General features: G+C 58.4%; 20 protein-coding genes. 9 read left to right on the forward strand and 11 right to left on the reverse strand.

The genetic code is table 11. The features are described from left to right. Positions 1-26 precede the first annotated feature (26 nt). The 4 genes from murJ to rimJ all read right to left on the reverse strand — a co-directional run bounded on the left by murJ (position 27) and on the right by rimJ (position 3,819). On the reverse strand, positions 27-1,562 hold the full coding sequence (gene murJ, locus KHA73_RS13825) for a murein biosynthesis integral membrane protein MurJ (protein ID WP_234584907.1): 1,536 nt from the start codon (positions 1,560-1,562) through the stop codon (positions 27-29). A gap of 107 nt (positions 1,563-1,669) precedes the next feature. Further along, the gene (locus KHA73_RS13830; protein WP_234584908.1) at positions 1,670-2,590 is read right to left on the reverse strand and encodes a Gfo/Idh/MocA family protein; all 921 of its coding nucleotides are present in this window, start codon (positions 2,588-2,590) and stop codon (positions 1,670-1,672) included. After that, positions 2,583-3,227 (reverse strand): DUF480 domain-containing protein, encoded by a 645-nt coding sequence (locus tag KHA73_RS13835; RefSeq protein WP_234584909.1) that lies wholly within the window; start codon positions 3,225-3,227, stop codon positions 2,583-2,585. The genes KHA73_RS13830 and KHA73_RS13835 overlap by 8 nt, the downstream gene beginning before the upstream one ends. 7 nt (positions 3,228-3,234) lie before the next feature. Further along, a complete protein-coding gene (gene rimJ, locus KHA73_RS13840) occupies positions 3,235-3,819 on the reverse strand; it encodes a ribosomal protein S5-alanine N-acetyltransferase (protein WP_234584911.1) in 585 nt (194 codons plus the stop codon). Positions 3,820-4,164: 345 nt separating this feature from the next. On the opposite strand from rimJ, the gene mdtH reads away from it, so the two are divergent. The 5 genes from mdtH (at position 4,165) to KHA73_RS13865 (ending at position 8,874) form a co-directional block, all read left to right on the forward strand. Next, positions 4,165-5,370 (forward strand): multidrug efflux MFS transporter MdtH, encoded by a 1,206-nt coding sequence (gene mdtH / locus KHA73_RS13845; RefSeq protein ID WP_234584912.1) that lies wholly within the window; start codon positions 4,165-4,167, stop codon positions 5,368-5,370. Between the two features lie 86 nt (positions 5,371-5,456). Then, positions 5,457-5,705, forward strand: a complete 249-nt coding sequence (locus KHA73_RS13850) for a hypothetical protein (RefSeq protein ID WP_234584913.1) — start codon at positions 5,457-5,459, stop codon at positions 5,703-5,705. 119 nt (positions 5,706-5,824) lie between these two features. Then, entirely contained in the window at positions 5,825-6,472 is a 648-nt protein-coding gene (grxB, locus tag KHA73_RS13855; RefSeq protein WP_234584914.1) for a glutaredoxin 2, read from the forward strand. A gap of 36 nt (positions 6,473-6,508) precedes the next feature. Further along, entirely contained in the window at positions 6,509-8,149 is a 1,641-nt protein-coding gene (locus KHA73_RS13860) for an ABC1 kinase family protein (protein ID WP_234584915.1), read from the forward strand. A gap of 161 nt (positions 8,150-8,310) precedes the next feature. Continuing rightward, entirely contained in the window at positions 8,311-8,874 is a 564-nt protein-coding gene (locus KHA73_RS13865) for a lipoprotein (RefSeq protein ID WP_234584916.1), read from the forward strand. A gap of 84 nt (positions 8,875-8,958) precedes the next feature. Here the strand turns inward: KHA73_RS13865 and yebF are convergent, their stop codons facing one another. From yebF to cspE, 5 genes are all read right to left on the reverse strand, one after another. Next, positions 8,959-9,318 (reverse strand): protein YebF, encoded by a 360-nt coding sequence (gene yebF, locus KHA73_RS13870; RefSeq protein ID WP_234584917.1) that lies wholly within the window; start codon positions 9,316-9,318, stop codon positions 8,959-8,961. Positions 9,319-9,386: 68 nt separating this feature from the next. Further along, positions 9,387-9,695, reverse strand: coding sequence for a N(4)-acetylcytidine aminohydrolase (gene yqfB, locus KHA73_RS13875; RefSeq protein ID WP_234584918.1), 309 nt, complete (start codon positions 9,693-9,695; stop codon positions 9,387-9,389). A 39-nt stretch (positions 9,696-9,734) separates the two neighbouring features. Further along, positions 9,735-10,058: a YebG family protein gene (locus KHA73_RS13880; RefSeq protein WP_234584919.1), complete on the reverse strand. Its 324-nt coding sequence runs from the start codon at positions 10,056-10,058 to the stop codon at positions 9,735-9,737. A gap of 86 nt (positions 10,059-10,144) precedes the next feature. Beyond that, a complete protein-coding gene (gene dbpA / locus KHA73_RS13885; RefSeq protein ID WP_234584920.1) occupies positions 10,145-11,527 on the reverse strand; it encodes an ATP-dependent RNA helicase DbpA in 1,383 nt (460 codons plus the stop codon). 147 nt (positions 11,528-11,674) lie between these two features. Beyond that, on the reverse strand, positions 11,675-11,884 hold the full coding sequence (cspE, locus tag KHA73_RS13890) for a transcription antiterminator/RNA stability regulator CspE (protein ID WP_004927572.1): 210 nt from the start codon (positions 11,882-11,884) through the stop codon (positions 11,675-11,677). Positions 11,885-12,156: 272 nt separating this feature from the next. Here cspE and purT point away from each other — a divergent pair, with 272 nt between their 5' ends. After that, positions 12,157-13,335: a formate-dependent phosphoribosylglycinamide formyltransferase gene (gene purT / locus KHA73_RS13895; RefSeq protein ID WP_234584921.1), complete on the forward strand. Its 1,179-nt coding sequence runs from the start codon at positions 12,157-12,159 to the stop codon at positions 13,333-13,335. 35 nt (positions 13,336-13,370) lie between these two features. Here the strand turns inward: purT and KHA73_RS13900 are convergent, their stop codons facing one another. Further along, the gene (locus KHA73_RS13900; protein WP_234584923.1) at positions 13,371-13,616 is read right to left on the reverse strand and encodes a YoaH family protein; all 246 of its coding nucleotides are present in this window, start codon (positions 13,614-13,616) and stop codon (positions 13,371-13,373) included. A gap of 66 nt (positions 13,617-13,682) precedes the next feature. Then, positions 13,683-14,684 carry a glycosyltransferase gene (locus KHA73_RS13905; protein WP_234584924.1) on the reverse strand — a complete coding sequence of 334 codons (1,002 nt, stop codon included), beginning with the start codon at positions 14,682-14,684 and terminating at the stop codon, positions 13,683-13,685. Between the two features lie 535 nt (positions 14,685-15,219). Between KHA73_RS13905 and pabB the strand changes: the two genes are divergently transcribed. The 3 genes from pabB to sdaA all read left to right on the forward strand — a co-directional run bounded on the left by pabB (position 15,220) and on the right by sdaA (position 18,979). After that, entirely contained in the window at positions 15,220-16,593 is a 1,374-nt protein-coding gene (pabB, locus tag KHA73_RS13910) for an aminodeoxychorismate synthase component 1 (protein WP_234584925.1), read from the forward strand. Next, a complete protein-coding gene (locus KHA73_RS13915; RefSeq protein WP_234584926.1) occupies positions 16,590-17,168 on the forward strand; it encodes a CoA pyrophosphatase in 579 nt (192 codons plus the stop codon). The genes pabB and KHA73_RS13915 overlap by 4 nt, the downstream gene beginning before the upstream one ends. A 446-nt stretch (positions 17,169-17,614) precedes the next feature. Next, on the forward strand, positions 17,615-18,979 hold the full coding sequence (sdaA, locus tag KHA73_RS13920; RefSeq protein WP_234584927.1) for an L-serine ammonia-lyase: 1,365 nt from the start codon (positions 17,615-17,617) through the stop codon (positions 18,977-18,979). The last annotated feature ends 24 nt before the right edge of the window (positions 18,980-19,003 follow it).

Raw genomic sequence — 19,003 nt, forward strand, 5'->3', positions numbered from 1 at the left:
CGGCCTTTTTTATGCGTATGCCTGAATCAGGCTACCCGGCGGGCGAAGTCGCGCGGGCGGAATCCCAACCCGCCCAGCACGCCGAAATAGGCAACCACCCCGGCAACCACCACGGCAGCCAAACGCAGCAGACGCTCCAGCATATTGCCCTGATCCCAGGCCGGCATCAGCCACATCAGGCCAATCAGCACGGCCGACATCGCCAGCACCGCCACCACCAGCTTGGCCAGGAACACCGCCCAGCCTGGCTGCGGCTGAAAAATCTTTTGCTTGCGCAGTTGCCAATACAGCAGCGAGGCGTTCAGACAGGCCGCCAGGCCAATCGACAGCGCCAGCCCTGCATGCTTCAGCGGGCCGATAAACGCCAGGTTCATCACCTGGGTCATGATTAGCGTAATGATGGCGATTTTAACCGGCGTTTTGATGTCCTGGCGCGAATAAAAGCCTGGTGCCAGCACTTTCACCACGATCAGGCCCATCAGCCCCACCGAGTAAGCCACCAGCGCGCGCTGGGTCATCGCCGCATCGAAAGCGCTGAATTTGCCATACTGGAACAGCGACACGGTCAGCGGCTTGGCCAAAATGCCTAACGCGATGGCGCTCGGTAAAGCCAGCAGGAAGCACAGACGCAGCCCCCAATCCATCAACCGCGAATACTCATCGTGATTGCCGCTGGAAAAGCTTTTCGCCAACGACGGCAACAGAATGGTGCCCAACGCCACCCCCAGCACGCCGGAAGGAAACTCCATCAGGCGATCGGCGTAGTACATCCAGGAGACGGAACCGGATACCAGGAAAGAGGCGAAGATAGTATTGATGATCAGCGAGATCTGGCTGACCGATACCCCCAGGATCGCCGGCCCCATCTGGCGCATCACGCGCCATACCCCGGCATCGCCCAGTTTGAGGCGCGGCAACACCAGCATGCCTATCTTGCGCAGGTGCGGCAGTTGATACCCCAGCTGCAGCACGCCGCCCACCACTACCGCCCAGGCCAGCGCCAACACCGGCGGGTTGAAATAAGGCGCGGCGAACAGCGCAAAGCCGATCATGCTGACGTTGAGCAGCGTCGGCGCAAAGGCCGGGATGGAGAAACGGTTCCAGGTGTTGAGGATCGCTCCCACCAGCGACGCCAGCGAGATAAGCAGGATATAAGGGAAAGTGATGCGCAGCAGCGCCGAGGTCAGCGCGAACTTGTCCGGCGTATCGACAAAGCCTGGCGCCGTGATGTAGATAACCCAGGGGGCGGCCAGCATGCCCAATACCGTCACGACGGCCAATACCAGCGTCAACAAGCCGGACACGTAGGCGATAAAGGTGCGCGTCGCCTCTTCGCCCTGCTGGCTTTTATATTCGGCCAGGATCGGCACGAATGCCTGAGAAAACGCCCCTTCAGCAAAGATGCGGCGCAACAGGTTGGGCAGTTTGAACGCCACAAAAAATGCGTCCGTTGCCATGCCTGCACCGAATACGCGCGCTACGATAGCATCGCGCGCAAAACCCAGCACCCGAGAAAACATCGTCATGGAGCTGACGGCGGCCAATGATTTTAGTAGGTTCATGTGGTTTTCTGATATGTGCCCTAAATATCGACGCCTGCATTCTGCAGGCGTCACTGAAACAAGCCGGTAAGTTTACGCATCCGCTGATGAATAGCTACCGCCATATGTTACATAGCGTTATCCCGCAGCAGCCGCTCGATCACCCGCTGAGCGGCGATGGCCTGCTCACCGCCGGTTTCCGGCGCGCTCTGATTGCTGACCGAATCGAGGAAATGACGGATGGCGCCTTCAAAGCCGCGCTGTGCCAGCGTTGTTTGCCAACCCGGCGCCGGCTGCTCCAGCATGCCCTGCGGATCTTCGCGCAGCCACTGGCGCATATCGTTCAGCTGATAAACCGCGCCGTCAGTCACCGCCTGTACGCTTTCGCGCTGGCTGCCGCCGCGGCGATGCATGCTGGTGGTCACCAGGGTATCCCCACAGGCAAAGTGGTGTTCGGCGTACAGCAATGCGCCGGCCTCGTTGGCTCGCAGGCTGCCGCTGAGCAGCTTTTCCTCCCCACCGGCCAGCCACAGAGCGGTATCCACCACGTGCAGATAGTCGTCCAGCAAGGTGAAACGCACATCGTTTGGCCCAACGCTGTCCGCCCGATGTTTGTCCATACGGATCGAGGCCGGGCGCGACATTTGCGCCTTGAGCTGCCGATAAAGCGGAGCAAAACGGCGGTTAAAGCCAACCATCAGCGCTTTGCCCTGTTTTTCCGCCAGCGCAATCAACCGTTCGCCCTGTTCCAGCGTCTCCGCCAACGGTTTATCAACGTAAACGTGTACGCCCTGATGCAGCAAAGTTTCGATCACCTGGAAATGGCTGGCGGTGCTGCTGTGGACGAACACCGCATCGCATTGCTGCGCCAGGCTGTCCAACCGAGAGAAGCACGCCATGCGATAGCTGTCGCACACCGGCTGAGCCTTTTGCTGATTGGGAGAAAAACCGCCCACCAGCGCCCAATCCGCCGCCTGAGTGAGGATCGGCAAATAGGCTTTCTGCGCGATGCCGCCCAGCCCGACCACGCCAACGCGTAATTTACTCATGTGCCCCCCTCGCCAACAGCTGTTGCACCTGCTGTTTCAGCGTCGCCACGTCGTTTTCCAACGCACCGATCCGGGCGCTCAAATCTGCGTCGTCCTGCGCCGCCGCCTCAGCAGGCGCTTCATCAATCTGGCCGCTGAACAAGTGCATAAACCGGCTCTCGCGCTTGCCCGGCTCGCGCGCCAGCCGCACCACAAAGGGACCGTCCTCGCGCACCGTCAGCTGTTGCAGCACCTGTTCCACTTCGCCGACATCGCCGAATTCATGCATGCGGTTAGTACGGGTGCGCAGTTCACCAGGCGTTTGCGCGCCGCGCAGCAGCAGCGTGGCGATCACCGCCAGCTCGGCGGCAGACAGCTTCAGCTGGCCGAATTCAGAGTTGCAGAAGCGTTGTTCGTACTTCACCACCCGGTTGCCGAACCCGCTCAGGGTGCGCAGGAAGTGCTTCTTTAGCAGCAGGTCCAGCAGTTGCTGCACTTCGCTTTCTGTCAGATCCATCACCGGTTCGCGGTTGGTCTTCTGGTTGCACGCCAACGTAATGGCGTTCAACGAAAGCGGGTACTGATCCGGCGTAGTGACCTGCTTCTCCAGCAAGCAGCCGATCACCCGCGCCTCTTTAGCGTTCAGTTCATATTTCATTGCGGCCTCAGCGTGGCGGTAGCCATTCTTTATTGGTTAGTGCCGTCAAAACGTGATCCTGCCACTGCCCGTCGATCAGCAGATAATCCTTGGCATAACCTTCACGTTCAAATCCCAGGCGCGCAAGCAGCGCACCGCTGCGTTGATTGTGCGGCATATAGTTGGCCATGATGCGATGCATCCGCTGCTGGCGCAGCATGTAGCGAATAGCGGACTGCAGCGCCTCGTACATCAGCCCCTGCCCCTGCCATTTCTCCCCCAGCGAATAACCGAGGAAACAGGCATGAAACGACCCGCGCAACACGTTGCTGAAGTTCGCCACGCCGCGCACCTCGCGCTCCTCAGGATCGAGCAGGATAAAGTAGTAGGCGCTGCCCTGCTTTTGCATTTCGGTGATCATGCCCAGCCGCGCCTGCCAGCCCGAGGGGTAGCAGTGGCTTTCATCGCGCACCGGCTCCCAGGGTTTGAGGAACGCCCGGTTATCGGCATAGTATTCCGCCAGGCGATAGGCATCGCGTTCATGCACTAAGCGGACCACCAGCCGATCGGTGGTCAGGCGTACTTTTGGTGATTCAGAGCGGTAGCCGAACATCATTTCCCCCGCGATCAGAACGCTTCGATAAGAAGTATTTATTGGGCGTGCATTCGAATAATCATCTCGCCAAGGTTTGAACCCAAGAGATTATTTTATCGCCGGCGGCGCAGAGCCGCACTTACCTTCATTTAATATAACCGTAGCCTGCACCGGAGGTAAAATCCCCGGCGCTCAGTAAATAAGCGATTAATCGTTTTGCGGCCATTTTTATGCCGTTTTGCCAAGCCGGTAACGTCTTGACGATAAAAAAATATTATCTACCCGCCCCCTATCAGCCCCCGTCGATTGGGTAGAGAATGGAATGGCAGCACTCCTCTCCCTTTTAATTGCTCGTGGTGAAGCATGTCTCTGGTATCGCAAGCTCGGAGCTTGGGTAAATATTTTTTATTACTCGATAACCTGTTGGTGGTTTTAGGCTTCTTTGTCGTTTTTCCGCTTATTTCGATTCGTTTTGTCGATCAGCTCGGCTGGGCGGCGCTGGTAGTGGGCATCGCTTTGGGCCTGCGCCAGCTGATCCAACAAGGGCTGGGCATTTTTGGCGGCGCCATCGCCGACCGTTTCGGCGCCAAGCCGATGATCGTCACCGGCATGCTGATGCGCGCGGCCGGCTTCGCCACCATGGCGATGGCCGATCAACCCTGGCTGCTGTGGTTCTCTTGCGCCCTTTCCGCCCTGGGCGGCACGCTGTTCGATCCGCCGCGCACCGCGCTGGTTATCAAACTCACCCGCCCCCATGAGCGCGGCCGCTTCTATTCGTTGCTGATGATGCAGGACAGCGCAGGCGCCGTCATCGGCGCACTGATCGGCAGCTGGCTGCTGCAGTATGATTTCCATTTCGTTTGTTGGGTCGGCGCGGCGATTTTTGTCCTGGCGGCCGGATGGAACGCCTGGCTGCTGCCGGCGTACCGCATCTCCACCGTGCGTGCGCCGATGAGGGAAGGCATGATGCGGGTGCTGCGCGATCGCCGTTTCCTGACCTACGTATTGACACTGACCGGCTACTACATGCTGGCGGTTCAGGTGATGCTGATGCTGCCGATCGTGGTCAACGAAATCGCCGGTTCTCCCGCCGCAGTGAAGTGGATGTACGCCATTGAGGCCGCGCTGTCATTAACACTGCTCTACCCGCTGGCGCGCTGGAGCGAAAAGCGCTTCCGGCTGGAACAGCGGCTGATGGCAGGCCTGCTGCTGATGACCCTGAGCCTGTTGCCCGTGGGGCTGACGACCAGCCTGCAAAGCCTTTTCATGCTGATTTGCAGTTTCTATCTCGGCTCGATTATCGCCGAACCGGCACGAGAAACGCTGAGCGCGTCCCTGGCCGATCCGCGCGCGCGCGGCAGCTACATGGGTTTCAGCCGTTTGGGGTTGGCGCTCGGCGGCGCACTCGGCTATACCGGCGGCGGCTGGCTGTATGACACCGGCCGGGCGACCAATATGCCGGAACTGCCGTGGCTGCTGCTCGGCGCCGTCGGCTTTATCACGCTGATTGCGCTTTATTGGCAGTTCAGTACCCGCCGCGACGCATCGGCGGTGCTGGGCGGCAGCTAAGTTTTTTCGCTAAGTAGCCAGAAAACCAGCCGAATTTTTTACAGCTGCTATCCTGTTAGTAAAAACATCAGCGAGAGACCCTAGCCATGACTGAAGAAACTCAATTACCGCAGCTGCTGGAACAAATGATACTGAACCTGCGCATGATATATGCGCGTTCTAACCTGGTGGAAAAGGCCCTGGCGCATGTGATCGCCGAAAACGCTTCCCTGAAGGGCGATATCATCAAGCAGTTGCAGGTGGTTACCGCCGCCAATGAACGTGACCAGATTGATCTTGAACAGGCGCGCATTCACCTGATCGACGTCATCAACTCCGTGCCAGCCAAGAAATAATTCTCCCGGCCCGCGCCCTGCGCGTGGGCAATATCGCACCTTCCAACAAGAATGCCTCGCGACAGCCTCGATAAGCTGTGATAACTATTGCAGTTAAAACCTGACAAACCGGAGCAAGCATGAAACTGTTTATTTACGATCATTGCCCATTCTGCGTTAAAGCCCGCATGATTTTTGGCCTCAAAAATCTGCCCATTCGTTTGGTCACCCTGCTCAATGACGATGAAGCTACCCCGATCGGCATGATTGGCCAGAAAATGGCGCCTATTCTGCAAAAAGACGACGGCAGCTACCTGCCAGAAAGTATGGATATCGTGCGCTATGTCGATCATCTCGACGGCAAACCGCTGCTGATCGGCAAAACCAACCCCGCCATCACTGACTGGCTGCAACGGGTTGGCGGCTACAGCGCGAAGCTGCTGCTGCCGCGCTTTGCCCAGGCGGACTTTGAAGAGTTCGCTACCGCCGGCGCGCGCCGCTACTTCATTAACAAAAAGCAGGCGTCTATTGGCGACTTTGAACAACACCTGGCCAACAGCGCCGATCTGATCGCCGAACTGGAGGCGGATCTGCAGAGCCTCGCCCCGCTGGTGCTCTCTGCCGATGCGGTCAACGGCGCGTTGTCCGAGGATGATATCCACCTGTTCCCGCTGCTGCGCTCGCTATCGCTGGTCGCCGGGCTCACGCTGCCTGACAACGTCGAAGCCTATCGCAACCGCATGGCGCAGCTCAGTGATATCCCACTGCTGTTCGATATGGAACAGTGATATTCCTCATGCGACAGATAAGGATATAACGCGCAGATGCTGAAAATGGTTCTCGTCACCGCCCGTGACCGGGCGCGGTTGAAAGAGATTTCGTCGGTATTGATTCGCTATGGCCTGCAGGATGTCATCCGCCTGCTGGGCCTTGGGAAACTCTTGGGCGGTGCGGGTAACGATGGGCCGCAGGCCGTGGAGCAAACGCTGCCCGAACGGCTGCGCGCGGCGCTCGAAGCGCTGGGCCCGACCTTCGTCAAATTCGGCCAGATATTGGCCACCCGCTCGGACCTGTTGGATAAATCATGGACCGATGAGCTGGATCGCCTGCACAGCCAGGCGGCCACCTTGCCGTGGGAAACGCTGGCCCCCCAGATCGTCGCCGATCTGGGCGATGATCCAAACACCCTCTTCGCCGAATTCGACCGCACGCCGCTGGCCGCCGCTTCGATGGCGCAGATTTATCGCGCCCGTTTACACAGCGGCGAACAGGTGGTGGTAAAGGTGCTGCGCCCGGGGTTGGCGAAAACTATCCATGCCGACCTGAGATTGCTGGCCTATCTGGCGGAAACGGTGGAACAACAGAGCCCGGCGCTCGCCCGTTATCGCCCGCGCCAGATGGTGCGGGCGCTGGCGACCGCCCTCAACCACGAGCTGGATCTGACCCACGAAGGCAATAACTGCGATCGGGTAGCCGCACACTTTGCGCAACAGCCGGAGGTGGCTATCCCCAAAATATACTGGCAGTGGTCATCCCCGCGCCTGCTGGTTCAGGAGTTTCTGCCCGGCACCGCGCCGGAAAACCCGCAACAGCTGGCGGCGGCGGGCTTCGATGGCCCACTGCTGGCGCGCCGCGGCGCTCAGGCCTTTATGAAAATGGTGCTGGAACATCGCCTGTATCACGCGGACCCCCACCCCGGTAACCTCATGGCCCTGAGCGGCGACCGGGTTGGTTTCATTGATTTCGGCATGGTGGGCCAGCTTTCCGAACGGCGTCGCAATCAGCTGTTTCTGCTGTTGCAGGCCATCGCCGAACGCCAGTCCGACGGTATCGTCAATACGCTGATCGCCTGGTCAGACAGCGAGCCGCTGGATCTGCTGGATCTGGAGCTGGCGGCGCAAAACTTTCTCGATAAACAGGCTTCCGCCACCCTGACGCTGGGTAAGGCGTTGACCGATCTGCTGGTGATGGCGCGCGAGCACCAGTTGGCCATGCCGCCGGACCTGGTGCTGTTGTTCAAGGCGCTAGTCACCGCCGATGGCGTGCTGCACCGGCTGGATCCGGCATTCGATATCATCACTACTCTAAAACCGATGCTGCAACAGGTGATGCTGCAACGTTACGCGCCGGAGGCTCTGCGCCAAAGGATGCTGATGTTGGGGGGAGAGGCGCTGGATGCCGGCGAAGAGATCCCGCAGACCCTGCGCCTGTTGATGCGCCGCCTGAAACGCGGGCAGCTCAACGCCGAGATCAACGTCCGTAATCTCGAGCAATTGAGCAAAGCGCTGGAGCGCGCTGCCGTAACGCTGGCCATCGCCATCGTCACCGCCGCCTTCGCGCTGGGGCTGGCGCCCTATCTTATGCATTCATCGCTACGCCTGTGGGGGATCCCCTTATTTCCGCTGTTGGGGGGGTTGGCCTGCCTGGCCGGCGTGCTGCTGCTGACGCTGCGCCTGCGGCGCTGAAAGTTTCGGCGTTATCCGATAGGTCGGGCGAGAATTAACCCGCACTATCGGTCTGTTCAAGGGCCGATAAGCGTATCTTTCACGGCATGCGAACGTTTATAATGAAAATCAATCAATTATCTGCAGCAATTTTCGTTGGCAGTAGTCGCTATGAGGCACAAATGAAGAAGATTCTGATGGGCGTAACCGCCCTGTTGTTCGCCGGCGTATTGGCCGGTTGTAATCAACTCACCCAGTACACGCTCAGCGAACAGGAGGTGAACGATTATCTGCAAAAACACAACGATTATCAGAAACAGATCGGCGTGCCTGGGTTATTGGACGCCAACATCGTGCTGACCCAGTTGCAAAGCCAGATTGGCCGCAGCGAGCCGGGCAAAGTTACGCTTTCCGGCGACGCCAAAGTCAACATCACTTCCATCCTTGGCCCGCAAACCGCGGATCTGAAGCTGACGCTGAAAGCGCAGCCGGTCTACGATCGTGAACAAGGCGCTATCTTTCTGAAAGACATGGAACTGACCGACTACCAGGTGCAGCCGGAAAAAATGCAGACGGTGATGAAGGCGCTGACGCCCTACCTGAACCAATCGCTGAAGTCCTACTTCGACCAAAAACCGGCCTACGTACTGAACCCGGATAACAGCAAAACCGAGGCGCTGGCGAAGAAGCTGGCGAAAGGACTGGAAGTGAAACCTGGCGAGCTGGTGATTCCGTTTAGCGGTTGATTATCGCCACCACAATAAAGCCCGCTCATTCGCGGGCTTTTTTATGTGCCCAATGGGCAAAGAATGGCGCTGACTGCGCCGGTATTACTGGGGCTCACCGTAGGTGATTTCGCCCGAGTTGCAGTCAAGCGTGACGTTATAGATTTTGTCCAGCTTGGTGCCTCGTACCGTTAGAGGTACCTGCCAGACCTGATCCTTGCCGCTGATGGCGTCGGGGCTAACCCAGGCTATCGGGGTAGCGGTGCCGAGCAGCTTTTTGTCCGACTCCCAGCGGGTAATGCGATTTTGCAGAAAATCGCGTTTCACCTGAGCGGCAACCTCCGCCGGCTGCAAACCGGCGCATAGCGCCACTTTGGCGCTACGCTGTTCCTGCGCCTGCGCCGCTGTCGATAATGCTGCCGTGGCCAACAACGCAATAGCCAAACCCGGTCCCGTTCTTTTCATATGCCCTCCAGTTGTGATTAACCCTATCCATGGGTGCCGGCCCCGGCTCACAAAGGGCTGGCCAACGATCAGCGTTTGACGAAGGTGATGACAAACAGCTCATCCAACCCGGGATAGATTTCCTTGATCACCTGCTTCAGCTCACCGAGCGACATATTTTCCTGTTGCGCATGCTGCTCCGTCAGCGCTTCCAGGCGCACCGGCGTCACCGACAACACCTCGATACAGCAGAAAAACACGCCGTCTTCATTACGGCTGACGCGCAACCGTTCACCCGGTTGGAAGTGCGCTTCACTGGCGTCCCGGATGGTAATGGTTTTGAGCCCGGCCAAAATATCGTGCTCAAAACGGCTGAAGAAAGTTATTTCACGGGTCATTTTAGATCCTTTTTCATCACAGCACCGCAACATAAGCCATTATGCTGCCTGCTTTTCTGACGCAGACCCCTCTTTTGAGGTAGCAACGGTTTTTTCCGCTTTCGCTTTGGCCGGTTTCTTAGCACTTTCAGCCGGCGCCGCGCCGCGCAGGATCTGCGCCAACGCGTCTTTGTTTTCCGCCAGGAAGAAGCTCAGGCCTTCACGCTGCTCGTCGTCAAGGTTCAGCGGTGACTGCTGCAGCCAGTCGCCGAGGTTATCGGCCAGATCCAGCATCTTGTCGTAGGCGTCGGCTTCTTTCTTGCTTGCGAAAGTCATTTTTTCCTCACCCCTTCTCACCACCACATATTTTACTTCAACTGCCATGTGTGCGTCCTCAAAGCCAAATACTGTATATAAATACAGTATAAAGTGATTCTTTGCGGGGAGCAAGCCGGCTCCCCGCTATTGCGTTATTTCAACAAGCGGACCTTGCAGCTTTTGCCTTTTATTTTGCCCTGCTGCAGCTGTTGCATCGCCTTACGGGCGCTGGCCTTGCGGATCGCCACATACGCATGCACCGGGAACATATCGATTTTGCCCACTTCCGCCGCCGTCAGCCCGGCGTCGCCGGTCAAGGCGCCGAGAATATCGCCGGGGCGAATTTTCGCCTTGCGGCCCCCGTCGATGCACAGCGTGATCATTTCGGCTTCCAGCGGCGTATTGGCCGCACCGCTCAGTTCAGACACCGCCGCCCAGTTGACCGTCATCTGCAGGTAATCTTCGATGGCGTGCACCCGCGCCATTTCCTGCGGCGTGCACAGGCTGATGGCCAGGCCGCTCATTCCGGCGCGGCCGGTGCGGCCGATACGGTGAACGTGCACTTCCGGATCAAACGCCAGCTCGTAGTTGACCACCAGCGCCAGATCTTTGATATCCAGACCGCGCGCGGCGACGTCTGTCGCCACCAGCACCCGGCAGCTGCGATTGGCGAAGCGCACCAACACCTGATCGCGATCGCGCTGTTCCAGATCGCCATGCAGCGCCAGCGCGCTGATGCCGCGCGCCTCCAGGGCCTCGAATACGCTCTGGCAGTCGCGCTTGGTGTTGCAGAACACCACGCAGGAAGAAGGTTGGTAGTGACGGATCGCCGACACCAGCAGCGCCGGGCGCTGATCGCGCGTGGTTTCGTAAAAACGCTGTTCGATGGTCGGCAGATCTTCGTCGCCGTCCACTTCCACGTTCAAAGGTTCACGTTGCACCCGCGCGCTGATACGCTCGATGCCGGCCGGGTAAGTGGCGGAAAACAGCAGCGTCTGGCGCTGCTGCGGCGTATAGCCGATAACGTCGTCGATATCGTCGGCGAAGCCCATGTCGAGCATGCGGTCGGCTTCGTCCAGCACCAGCACCTTCAGTTCATCCAGCATCAGAGTCTTCTTGCGCAGGTGTTCCTGAATGCGGCCCGGCGTACCCACCACAATATGCGGCGCATGCACCAGCGAATCGAGCTGCGGCCCCATCGGCTGGCCGCCGCACAGGGTCAGTATTTTGATATTCTGGGTGAAGCGCGCCAGACGGCGCAGCTCTTTGCTCACCTGATCGGCCAACTCGCGCGTCGGGCACAGGATCAGCGCCTGAGCGGCCACCTGGGCGACGTTGATTTTATCCAGCAGGCCGATGCCGAACGCCGCCGTTTTACCGCTGCCGGTTTTGGCCTTGGCGCGCACGTCCTGCCCTTGCAGGATGGCGGGCAGGGCTGCGGCCTGCACCGGTGTCATTGCGGCATACCCCAGTTCGTTGAGGTTGGCCAACTGTTCGGCTGGCAGCGGCAGGGAAGAAAAAGAAACTGTGCTCACGGCGATAACTCTTATATGGCGAATGGAATGGCGGCGCGCCCGCGGGCAGGCGCCGAATCAGCGCAGATGATAACAGAGATGGGCTGGCTTACGGGATTCGGGCATAAAAAAACCCGCCGGCGGCGGGTTTTTTTGGCAGCGGAGTCGTTAAATAGCGACGACGTTGGCTGCGGCCGGGCCACGTTGGCTGTCCTGGATGGAGAACTCAACCTGCTGGCCTTCCGCCAGAGTTTTGAAACCATCGCTGACGATTGCGGAGAAATGCACGAAAACGTCCTTGGAACCATCAGCCGGGGTGATAAAGCCGAAACCTTTGCTTTCGTTAAACCATTTAACGTGACCAGTGATCTTGCTCATTTGTCTTTCCTTACTTGATAAATCTGCCGTTGCGGCACAGAGACGCGAAAACCCTGACATAAGTAGGCCTTTCCTCGCCGCCGCTTATTAACTCACAATCCCCCATAGAGGGCAAATGTTTTTGTTTGTTATAAAAACAGCAAGTTAGCAAGAAGCATCGGGGAATATAGCGCCATTGGCATCGCTCGGCGGCTGCACGCGCAAACGTTTTCGTATATACTGCACTCCCATTATCAGACCGCATTAATCTTCATCGATCCAGGTACGAGACTATGTTAACGATTGGAACCGCCCTGCGCCCCTCCGCCACCCGCGTTATGCTGCTCGGCTCGGGCGAGCTGGGTAAAGAAGTCGCCATCGAATGCCAGCGTTTGGGGCTGGAGGTGATTGCCGTCGACCGCTACGCCGATGCCCCCGCCATGCACGTGGCGCACCGCAGCCACGTCATCAACATGCTGGACGGCGAAGCGCTGAAAGCCGTCATTGAACAGGAACGCCCTGATTACATCGTGCCGGAAATCGAAGCTATCGCCACCGGCATGCTGGTCGAGCTGGAGCAACAGGGCCACCGCGTGGTGCCCTGCGCCGAAGCCACCCGCCTGACCATGAACCGTGAAGGCATCCGTCGCCTGGCGGCGGAAACCCTGAACCTGCCCACCTCCAGCTACCGTTTCGCCGACGGCGAAGCCGCCTTCCATCAGGCGATAGAGCAAATAGGTTACCCGTGCATCGTCAAGCCGGTAATGAGTTCTTCGGGCAAGGGGCAAAGCCTGATCCGCAGCCCTGAACAGCTGAAAGCCGCCTGGGATTACGCCCAACAGGGCGGCCGCGCCGGCGGCGGCCGGGTGATCGTCGAAGGTCTGGTGAAATTTGATTTTGAAATTACCCTGCTGACCATCAGCGCCGTAGACGGCGTGCACTTCTGCGCCCCTATCGGCCACCGGCAGGAGGATGGCGACTACCGTGAATCCTGGCAGCCGCAGCAGATGTCCGAACTGGCGCTGAACCGCGCGCAGAGCATTGCGGAACAGGTGGTGAAGGCCCTGGGGGGCTATGGTCTGTTCGGTGTTGAGCTGTTTGTCTGCGGCGACGAAGTTATCTTCAGCGAAGTGTCACCACGCCCGCACGACACCGGCATGGTCACGCTAATCTCACAGGATCTGTCTGAATTTGCTCTGCACGTGCGCGCCTTCCTGGGCCTGCCGGTCGGGGCAATCCGCCAGTCAGGCCCTTCCGCTTCGGCGGTGATCCTGCCGCAGCTGACCAGCGGCGATCTGCGCTTTAGCGGCCTCGACCGCGCCCTGAGCGGGCACAATCAGTTGCGCTTATTCGGCAAGCCGGAAATTAACGGCCAGCGTCGCATGGGCGTCGCCCTGGCGACGGCGGAAACCGTGGAACATGCAGTGGAGCTGGCCAAGCAGGCCGCAGCGGCAGTGGTTATCACAGGGTAACCCAAGCGGGGCCGGGATCCCGGCCCCCGACAACATCAGTAGTTTTCGTCTTCTTCTTCGTCGTAATCGCTGTCCTCAGCCTGCTCTTCCGGCTGCTCTTCGTCTTCTTCTTCGTCATCGAACAGCACCGTGACCCGATCGCCCTGGTGTTTTTCGCGGATTTCCTGCGCGACGCGGGCGATGGCCTCACCGCTGCTCATGCCCTGTTCCATCAATTGATGGATGCGTTCCACCGCTTCCTGTTGTTCTGAGTGGCTCAGTGATGGCATACCTGCAAGCATGTGTTTATCTCCAGCAAAATGGAGGGCGAGTATACGCCTTAACAGGGCAGATCCCAACGCTTGTGATCAGGCCGTCTGCGAGCAAGCGCCGCCGCCGCGCCATTGTTTCAGACGATGCTGCCATAGCAACACATGCCAGCCCTGTTTGAGGCCGCGCGCGTTGGCGGCCATCGCCTTGTCGATGCCGCGTTGGCAAAACTCTTCGGTGATCTGGCGCTGCGCCGCCAGCTCTGGCTCACGGCGAATGCTGTGGCAAATACCCAGCGCCTCGCGGGCAATCTGCCAATGAAATGCCGGGCGAATGGCGATTTTATTCGCGTAGCGTCGGTTGAGCTGTTGGAGCATGTCGACAATCTTCATATAGTGCCGCTGATACTGCACATTGGCCTTGCCGGTTCGCCGGCGATTGCTGATCGACTGATCGTGTACCCGCTGGCGATACAAAGGTTTACTCAGGTACTTGACCCGCTGCGCGTTATACATCACTTCCGTCGTCCAGGGAATATCTTGGTGATGCAGGCCGGGCTCGAAATACAACCGGTGCTGCCGGATAAAATCAAGCCGATATACCGCTAACCACACGACGTGAATAAACTTGCGTGATTTCAACGCACGCTCAAACCACTGTACGCCGCTGATCACTTCTGTGCTGCTCAGCCGTTGCAGAGGAAAAATTGTCTGCAATTCATCCCGGCTGGCGAAATAGCGTTCGCCGTTGCATTGCATAACGTCCAATTGGTGCCGTTCTGCCAATTCGATCAGCGTGGAATACATATCCGGCGCCAGCAAATCATCGGCATCAGGAAACGCCACATATTTCCCTTTGGCCATAGCCAGCCCGGCATTACGCGCGTTGGATACGCCGGAATTAGCCTGATCGATCACCTTGATGTGCGGATATTCCGCCGCATAACGGTGGGCAATATCACCGGAACCGTCGGTCGAACCGTCGTTAACGATGATCACTTCCAGCCGCCGCTCGCGCTGCGCCAGCAGCGATGCGAGGAAAGGCTCGAACAGTTCTCCCGCATTATGCAGCGGAACGATGACGCTTAATATTAACGACATAATTAGCTCTTAAATAATGTAACAAAATAATTCTTTTATCTTTTAATAATATCAGTGGGCGTTGTGGTTAAACCTGGTGCAGAAATATTGCCCAGCGTTTTCAGCAAGTGCCTCATACGCTTTGCTTAACATTGTCTTTTTGTGCCAAAACGCCGTTAAGACAGCCATAAAAAGTTGCATGACGAAATAATTCGTCTACCGGGATCCCACATTGCCAAGTAAAACGGCATAGCCGCGCTCATTCTTTTGATAACAAACCGAAACAACTGACAAGGCCAGGTTCCCGGTCACTTTTTATATTTCAGCCATTGACGGCCGCTGTGGCTAATTGCGGCTCCGGCAACCGGGAGCATAAATTTTTAACATATTGAATTAATATTAATGGCGCAAAAAATGCTTCACCGCAAAGTTGTTTAACCATTGTTTATGTGAAGTGTGCATGGGCTCACATACGACGGGACATGCGCGCCACCGCCGACTATGGCAGAATAACGGCAGACACCGCCGTCTCCGAGAGTCAGGTTTATTGAAGTCAATGAGCGTAACCGCACCAAACATAAAGTCTTTGCCTTATACACGCAGCGCCCTGTTGGAACTCTTTGCCCCGCTCTCCCACCAGCCGTGGGCGATGCTGCTGCATTCAGGCTTCGCCGAGCATTCGCACAACCGTTTCGACATCCTGGTCGCCGACCCGCGCGTCACGCTGACGACGCGCGGCGCCATCACCGAAACGCGTCAGGGCGAAAGCGGCGAGAAGTCCACTGCGGATCCTTTCAGCCTGCTGCAGCAGCAATTGGCGGAGCAGGCCTGGCGGCCGGCGTTTAACGCCGATCTGCCTTTTCAGGGCGGCGCCCTGGGGCTGTTCGGCTATGATTTGGGCCGCAGAATTGAGCAACTGCCGCAGTTGGCGGAAGCAGACATCGCGCTGCCGGATATGGCGGTGGGCATTTATGACTGGGCATTGATAGCCGATCACCAGTTGCAAAAACTGACGCTGCTCAGCTATCAGGATGTGGAACAGCGCTGGCAGTGGCTGAGCCGCCAGCAGGCGAAACCGCAGCGGCCGTTCGCCCTGACCGGCGCCTGGCGCGCCAATATGACTCGCCGGCAGTATGGTGAAAAATTTCAGCGTATCCAGCGCTATCTGCGCAGCGGCGACTGCTATCAAATCAACCTGGCGCAGCGTTTTTCCGCCGATTACGCCGGCGATGAGTGGCAGGCTTTCCGGCAATTGAGCGCCAGCAACCGCGCGCCCTTCTCCGCGTTTCTCCGCCTGCCTGAAAACAGCGTGCTGAGCGTGTCTCCCGAACGCTTTCTGTGGCTGGAGCGGCAACAGATCCAAACCCGGCCGATCAAAGGCACGCTGCCGCGCCTGAACGATGCGGCGCAGGATGCCGAGCAGGCGCGCCGGCTGGCCGGTTCGCCGAAGGACCGCGCCGAGAACCTGATGATCGTGGATCTGCTGCGCAATGATATTGGCCGGGTTGCGCTGCCAGGCAGCGTGCGGGTGCCGGAACTGTTTGCCGTAGAACCTTTCCCGGCTGTGCACCATCTGGTGAGCACCATTACGGCAACGCTGCCGGACGCCACGCCGGCCACCGCGCTGCTGCGCGCCTGTTTCCCCGGCGGTTCGATCACCGGCGCCCCCAAAGTGCGGGCGATGGCCATCATCGAAGAGCTGGAGCCGCAGCGCCGCAACGCCTATTGCGGCAGCATCGGCTATCTCAGCGCCTGTGGCACCATGGACACCAACATCACCATCCGCACCCTGGTCACCGAAAACGGCCGCATCCACTGTTCCGCCGGCGGCGGCATAGTGGCGGACAGCCAGGAGCAGGCGGAATACCAGGAAACCTTTGACAAGGTCGGCCGCATTCTGCCGCAGCTTGGGGAGTTTAGCCTCTCATGAACCCACCGAACTATCCGGCTTCGCTGGCCGCGTTTATCAGCCGCTTTCAGCTGCAGCTGCCGCAGGCCGCGCAGATGTCGTTCAATGTGCGGCCAGCGGCGGTATTGATCCCGATAATCTGCCACCCGGAACCGACGCTGCTGCTAACCCGGCGCGCCGATTCGCTGCGCAAGCATGCGGGCCAGGTGGCGTTTCCCGGCGGCAAAACCGACGCCGAGGACGGTTCGCCAATCGTCACCGCGCTGCGCGAAGCGCAGGAAGAAGTGGCCATTCCGCCGCAGGCCGTCAGCGTCATCGGCCAACTGGCGCCGCTCGACAGCAGCACCGGATTCCAGGTGACGCCGGTAGTCGGCCTGATCCCGCCCGGAGTACAGTTCCACGCCAATGAGGCCGAAGTGGCCGATGTGTTCGAAATGCCGCTGCACGAAGCCCTGACCCTGTCACGCTATTACCCGCTGGATATTCACCGCGGCGGGCACTCGCACCGCATTTATCTTTCCTGGTATCAGAGCCAATTTATTTGGGGCCTGACCGCCGCCATCATTCGCCGGCTGGCGCAGCAAGTCAGCATTTAAGCGGTAAAGCGTGATGCAAATCACAATACTACGCGGTATCCGCATGGCAGGCACAGGTAAAGCGATCGTCATCACTTCATTCATTTGCGTTTTCCACTACCTTCTGCCTGATACGCTTTTAAAAAAACTGTAAACCCTCTCTTAAACCTTACTAAATACCTGTAAAATACGGCCGTCCGAGATAAACCACTGTCAAAACAGGGATTAAGCCGGCGGCGTTCAGCAGCGGAGGCTGGCGCGATTACCACCAATGGAACTTGGGCAAAGGACGGCCCCGCGCTCGGCCTGAAACCTGCGGTAATCAGTAAAGAAAGTAACACCAAGGATTATTTTATTTCATGCGAAAAAGGCAACCGAACCCGTACGGTCCTTTTACAATATCGCTGTTCCCTGCGTGGTTTTTAACCATGCAGCCATAACAATATGCCTCTTTAAGGAGTTTTAGCGTGATTAGCGTTTTCGACATGTTTAAGATCGGCATCGGCCCGTCCAGCTCTCATACGGTTGGACCGATGAAAGCCGGCAAACAGTTTGTCGACGATCTGGTAAATAAAGGCCTGATGCCTTCTATCACGCGTGTCGCCGTTGATGTCTACGGCTCACTCTCATTGACCGGTAAAGGTCACCATACCGATATCGCTATCATCCTCGGCCTGGCCGGCAATATGCCGGACACCGTTGATATCGATAGCATCCCGGGTTTTATTCGCGATGTAGAACAACGTCAACGTCTGATGCTGGCCAGCGGCCTGCATGAGGTCGATTTCCCGCGCGACGGCGGCATGGTTTTCCGCAGCGACAACCTGCCGCTGCATGAAAACGGCATGCAGATCCACGCCTTCGCCGGCGAAAAACAAGTTTACAGCAAGACCTATTACTCCATCGGCGGCGGCTTTATCGTTGACGAAGAGAATTTCGGCAAGGCAGACGCCCACGAACTGAGCGTGCCTTACCCATTCAACTTCGCCCGCGAAATGCTCGACCACTGCCGCGAAACCGGGCTGTCGTTGTCCGGTATGGTGATGCAGAACGAACTGGCGCTGCACAGCAAGCAGGAGATCGAAACCTACTTCGGCAACGTGTGGCAAACCATGCGCGCCTGCATCGACCGCGGCCTGAACACCGAGGGCGTGTTGCCGGGGCCGCTGCGCGTGCCGCGCCGCGCCTCTGCGCTGCGCCGCATGCTGGTTTCTTCCGACAAACTGTCCAGCGATCCGATGAACGTGATTGACTGGGTCAACATGTTTGCCCTGGCGGTCAACGAAGAAAACGCCGCCGGCGGGCGCGTGGTTACTGCGCCGACCAACGGCGCCTGCGGCATAGTGCCCGCAGTCCTGGCCTACTATGACCACTTTATCGAATCCGTTAGCCCGGACATCTACATCCGCTACTTTATGGCGGCGGGGGCAATCGGCGCGCTGTACAAGATGAACGCTTCCATTTCCGGCGCCGAAGTCGGCTGCCAGGGCGAGGTCGGCGTCGCCTGCTCCATGGCGGCGGCGGGCCTGGCGGAGCTGCTGGGCGGCAGCCCGGAGCAGGTTTGCGTCGCGGCGGAGATCGGCATGGAACATAACCTCGGTTTAACCTGCGATCCCGTGGCCGGCCAGGTGCAGGTGCCTTGCATAGAACGCAACGCCATCGCTTCGGTCAAGGCGATCAACTCGGCGCGCATGGCGCTGCGCCGCACCAGCGAACCGCGCGTTTCGTTGGATAAAGTGATCGAAACCATGTACGAAACCGGCAAAGACATGAATGCCAAATACCGCGAGACTTCACGCGGTGGCCTGGCTATCAAGGTGCAATGCGACTAACCGAAAACCCGCCGTCAGGCTAAC

The organism is Serratia entomophila (assembly GCF_021462285.1).
In the GTDB taxonomy this organism is placed as follows: Bacteria; Pseudomonadota; Gammaproteobacteria; order Enterobacterales; family Enterobacteriaceae; genus Serratia; species Serratia entomophila.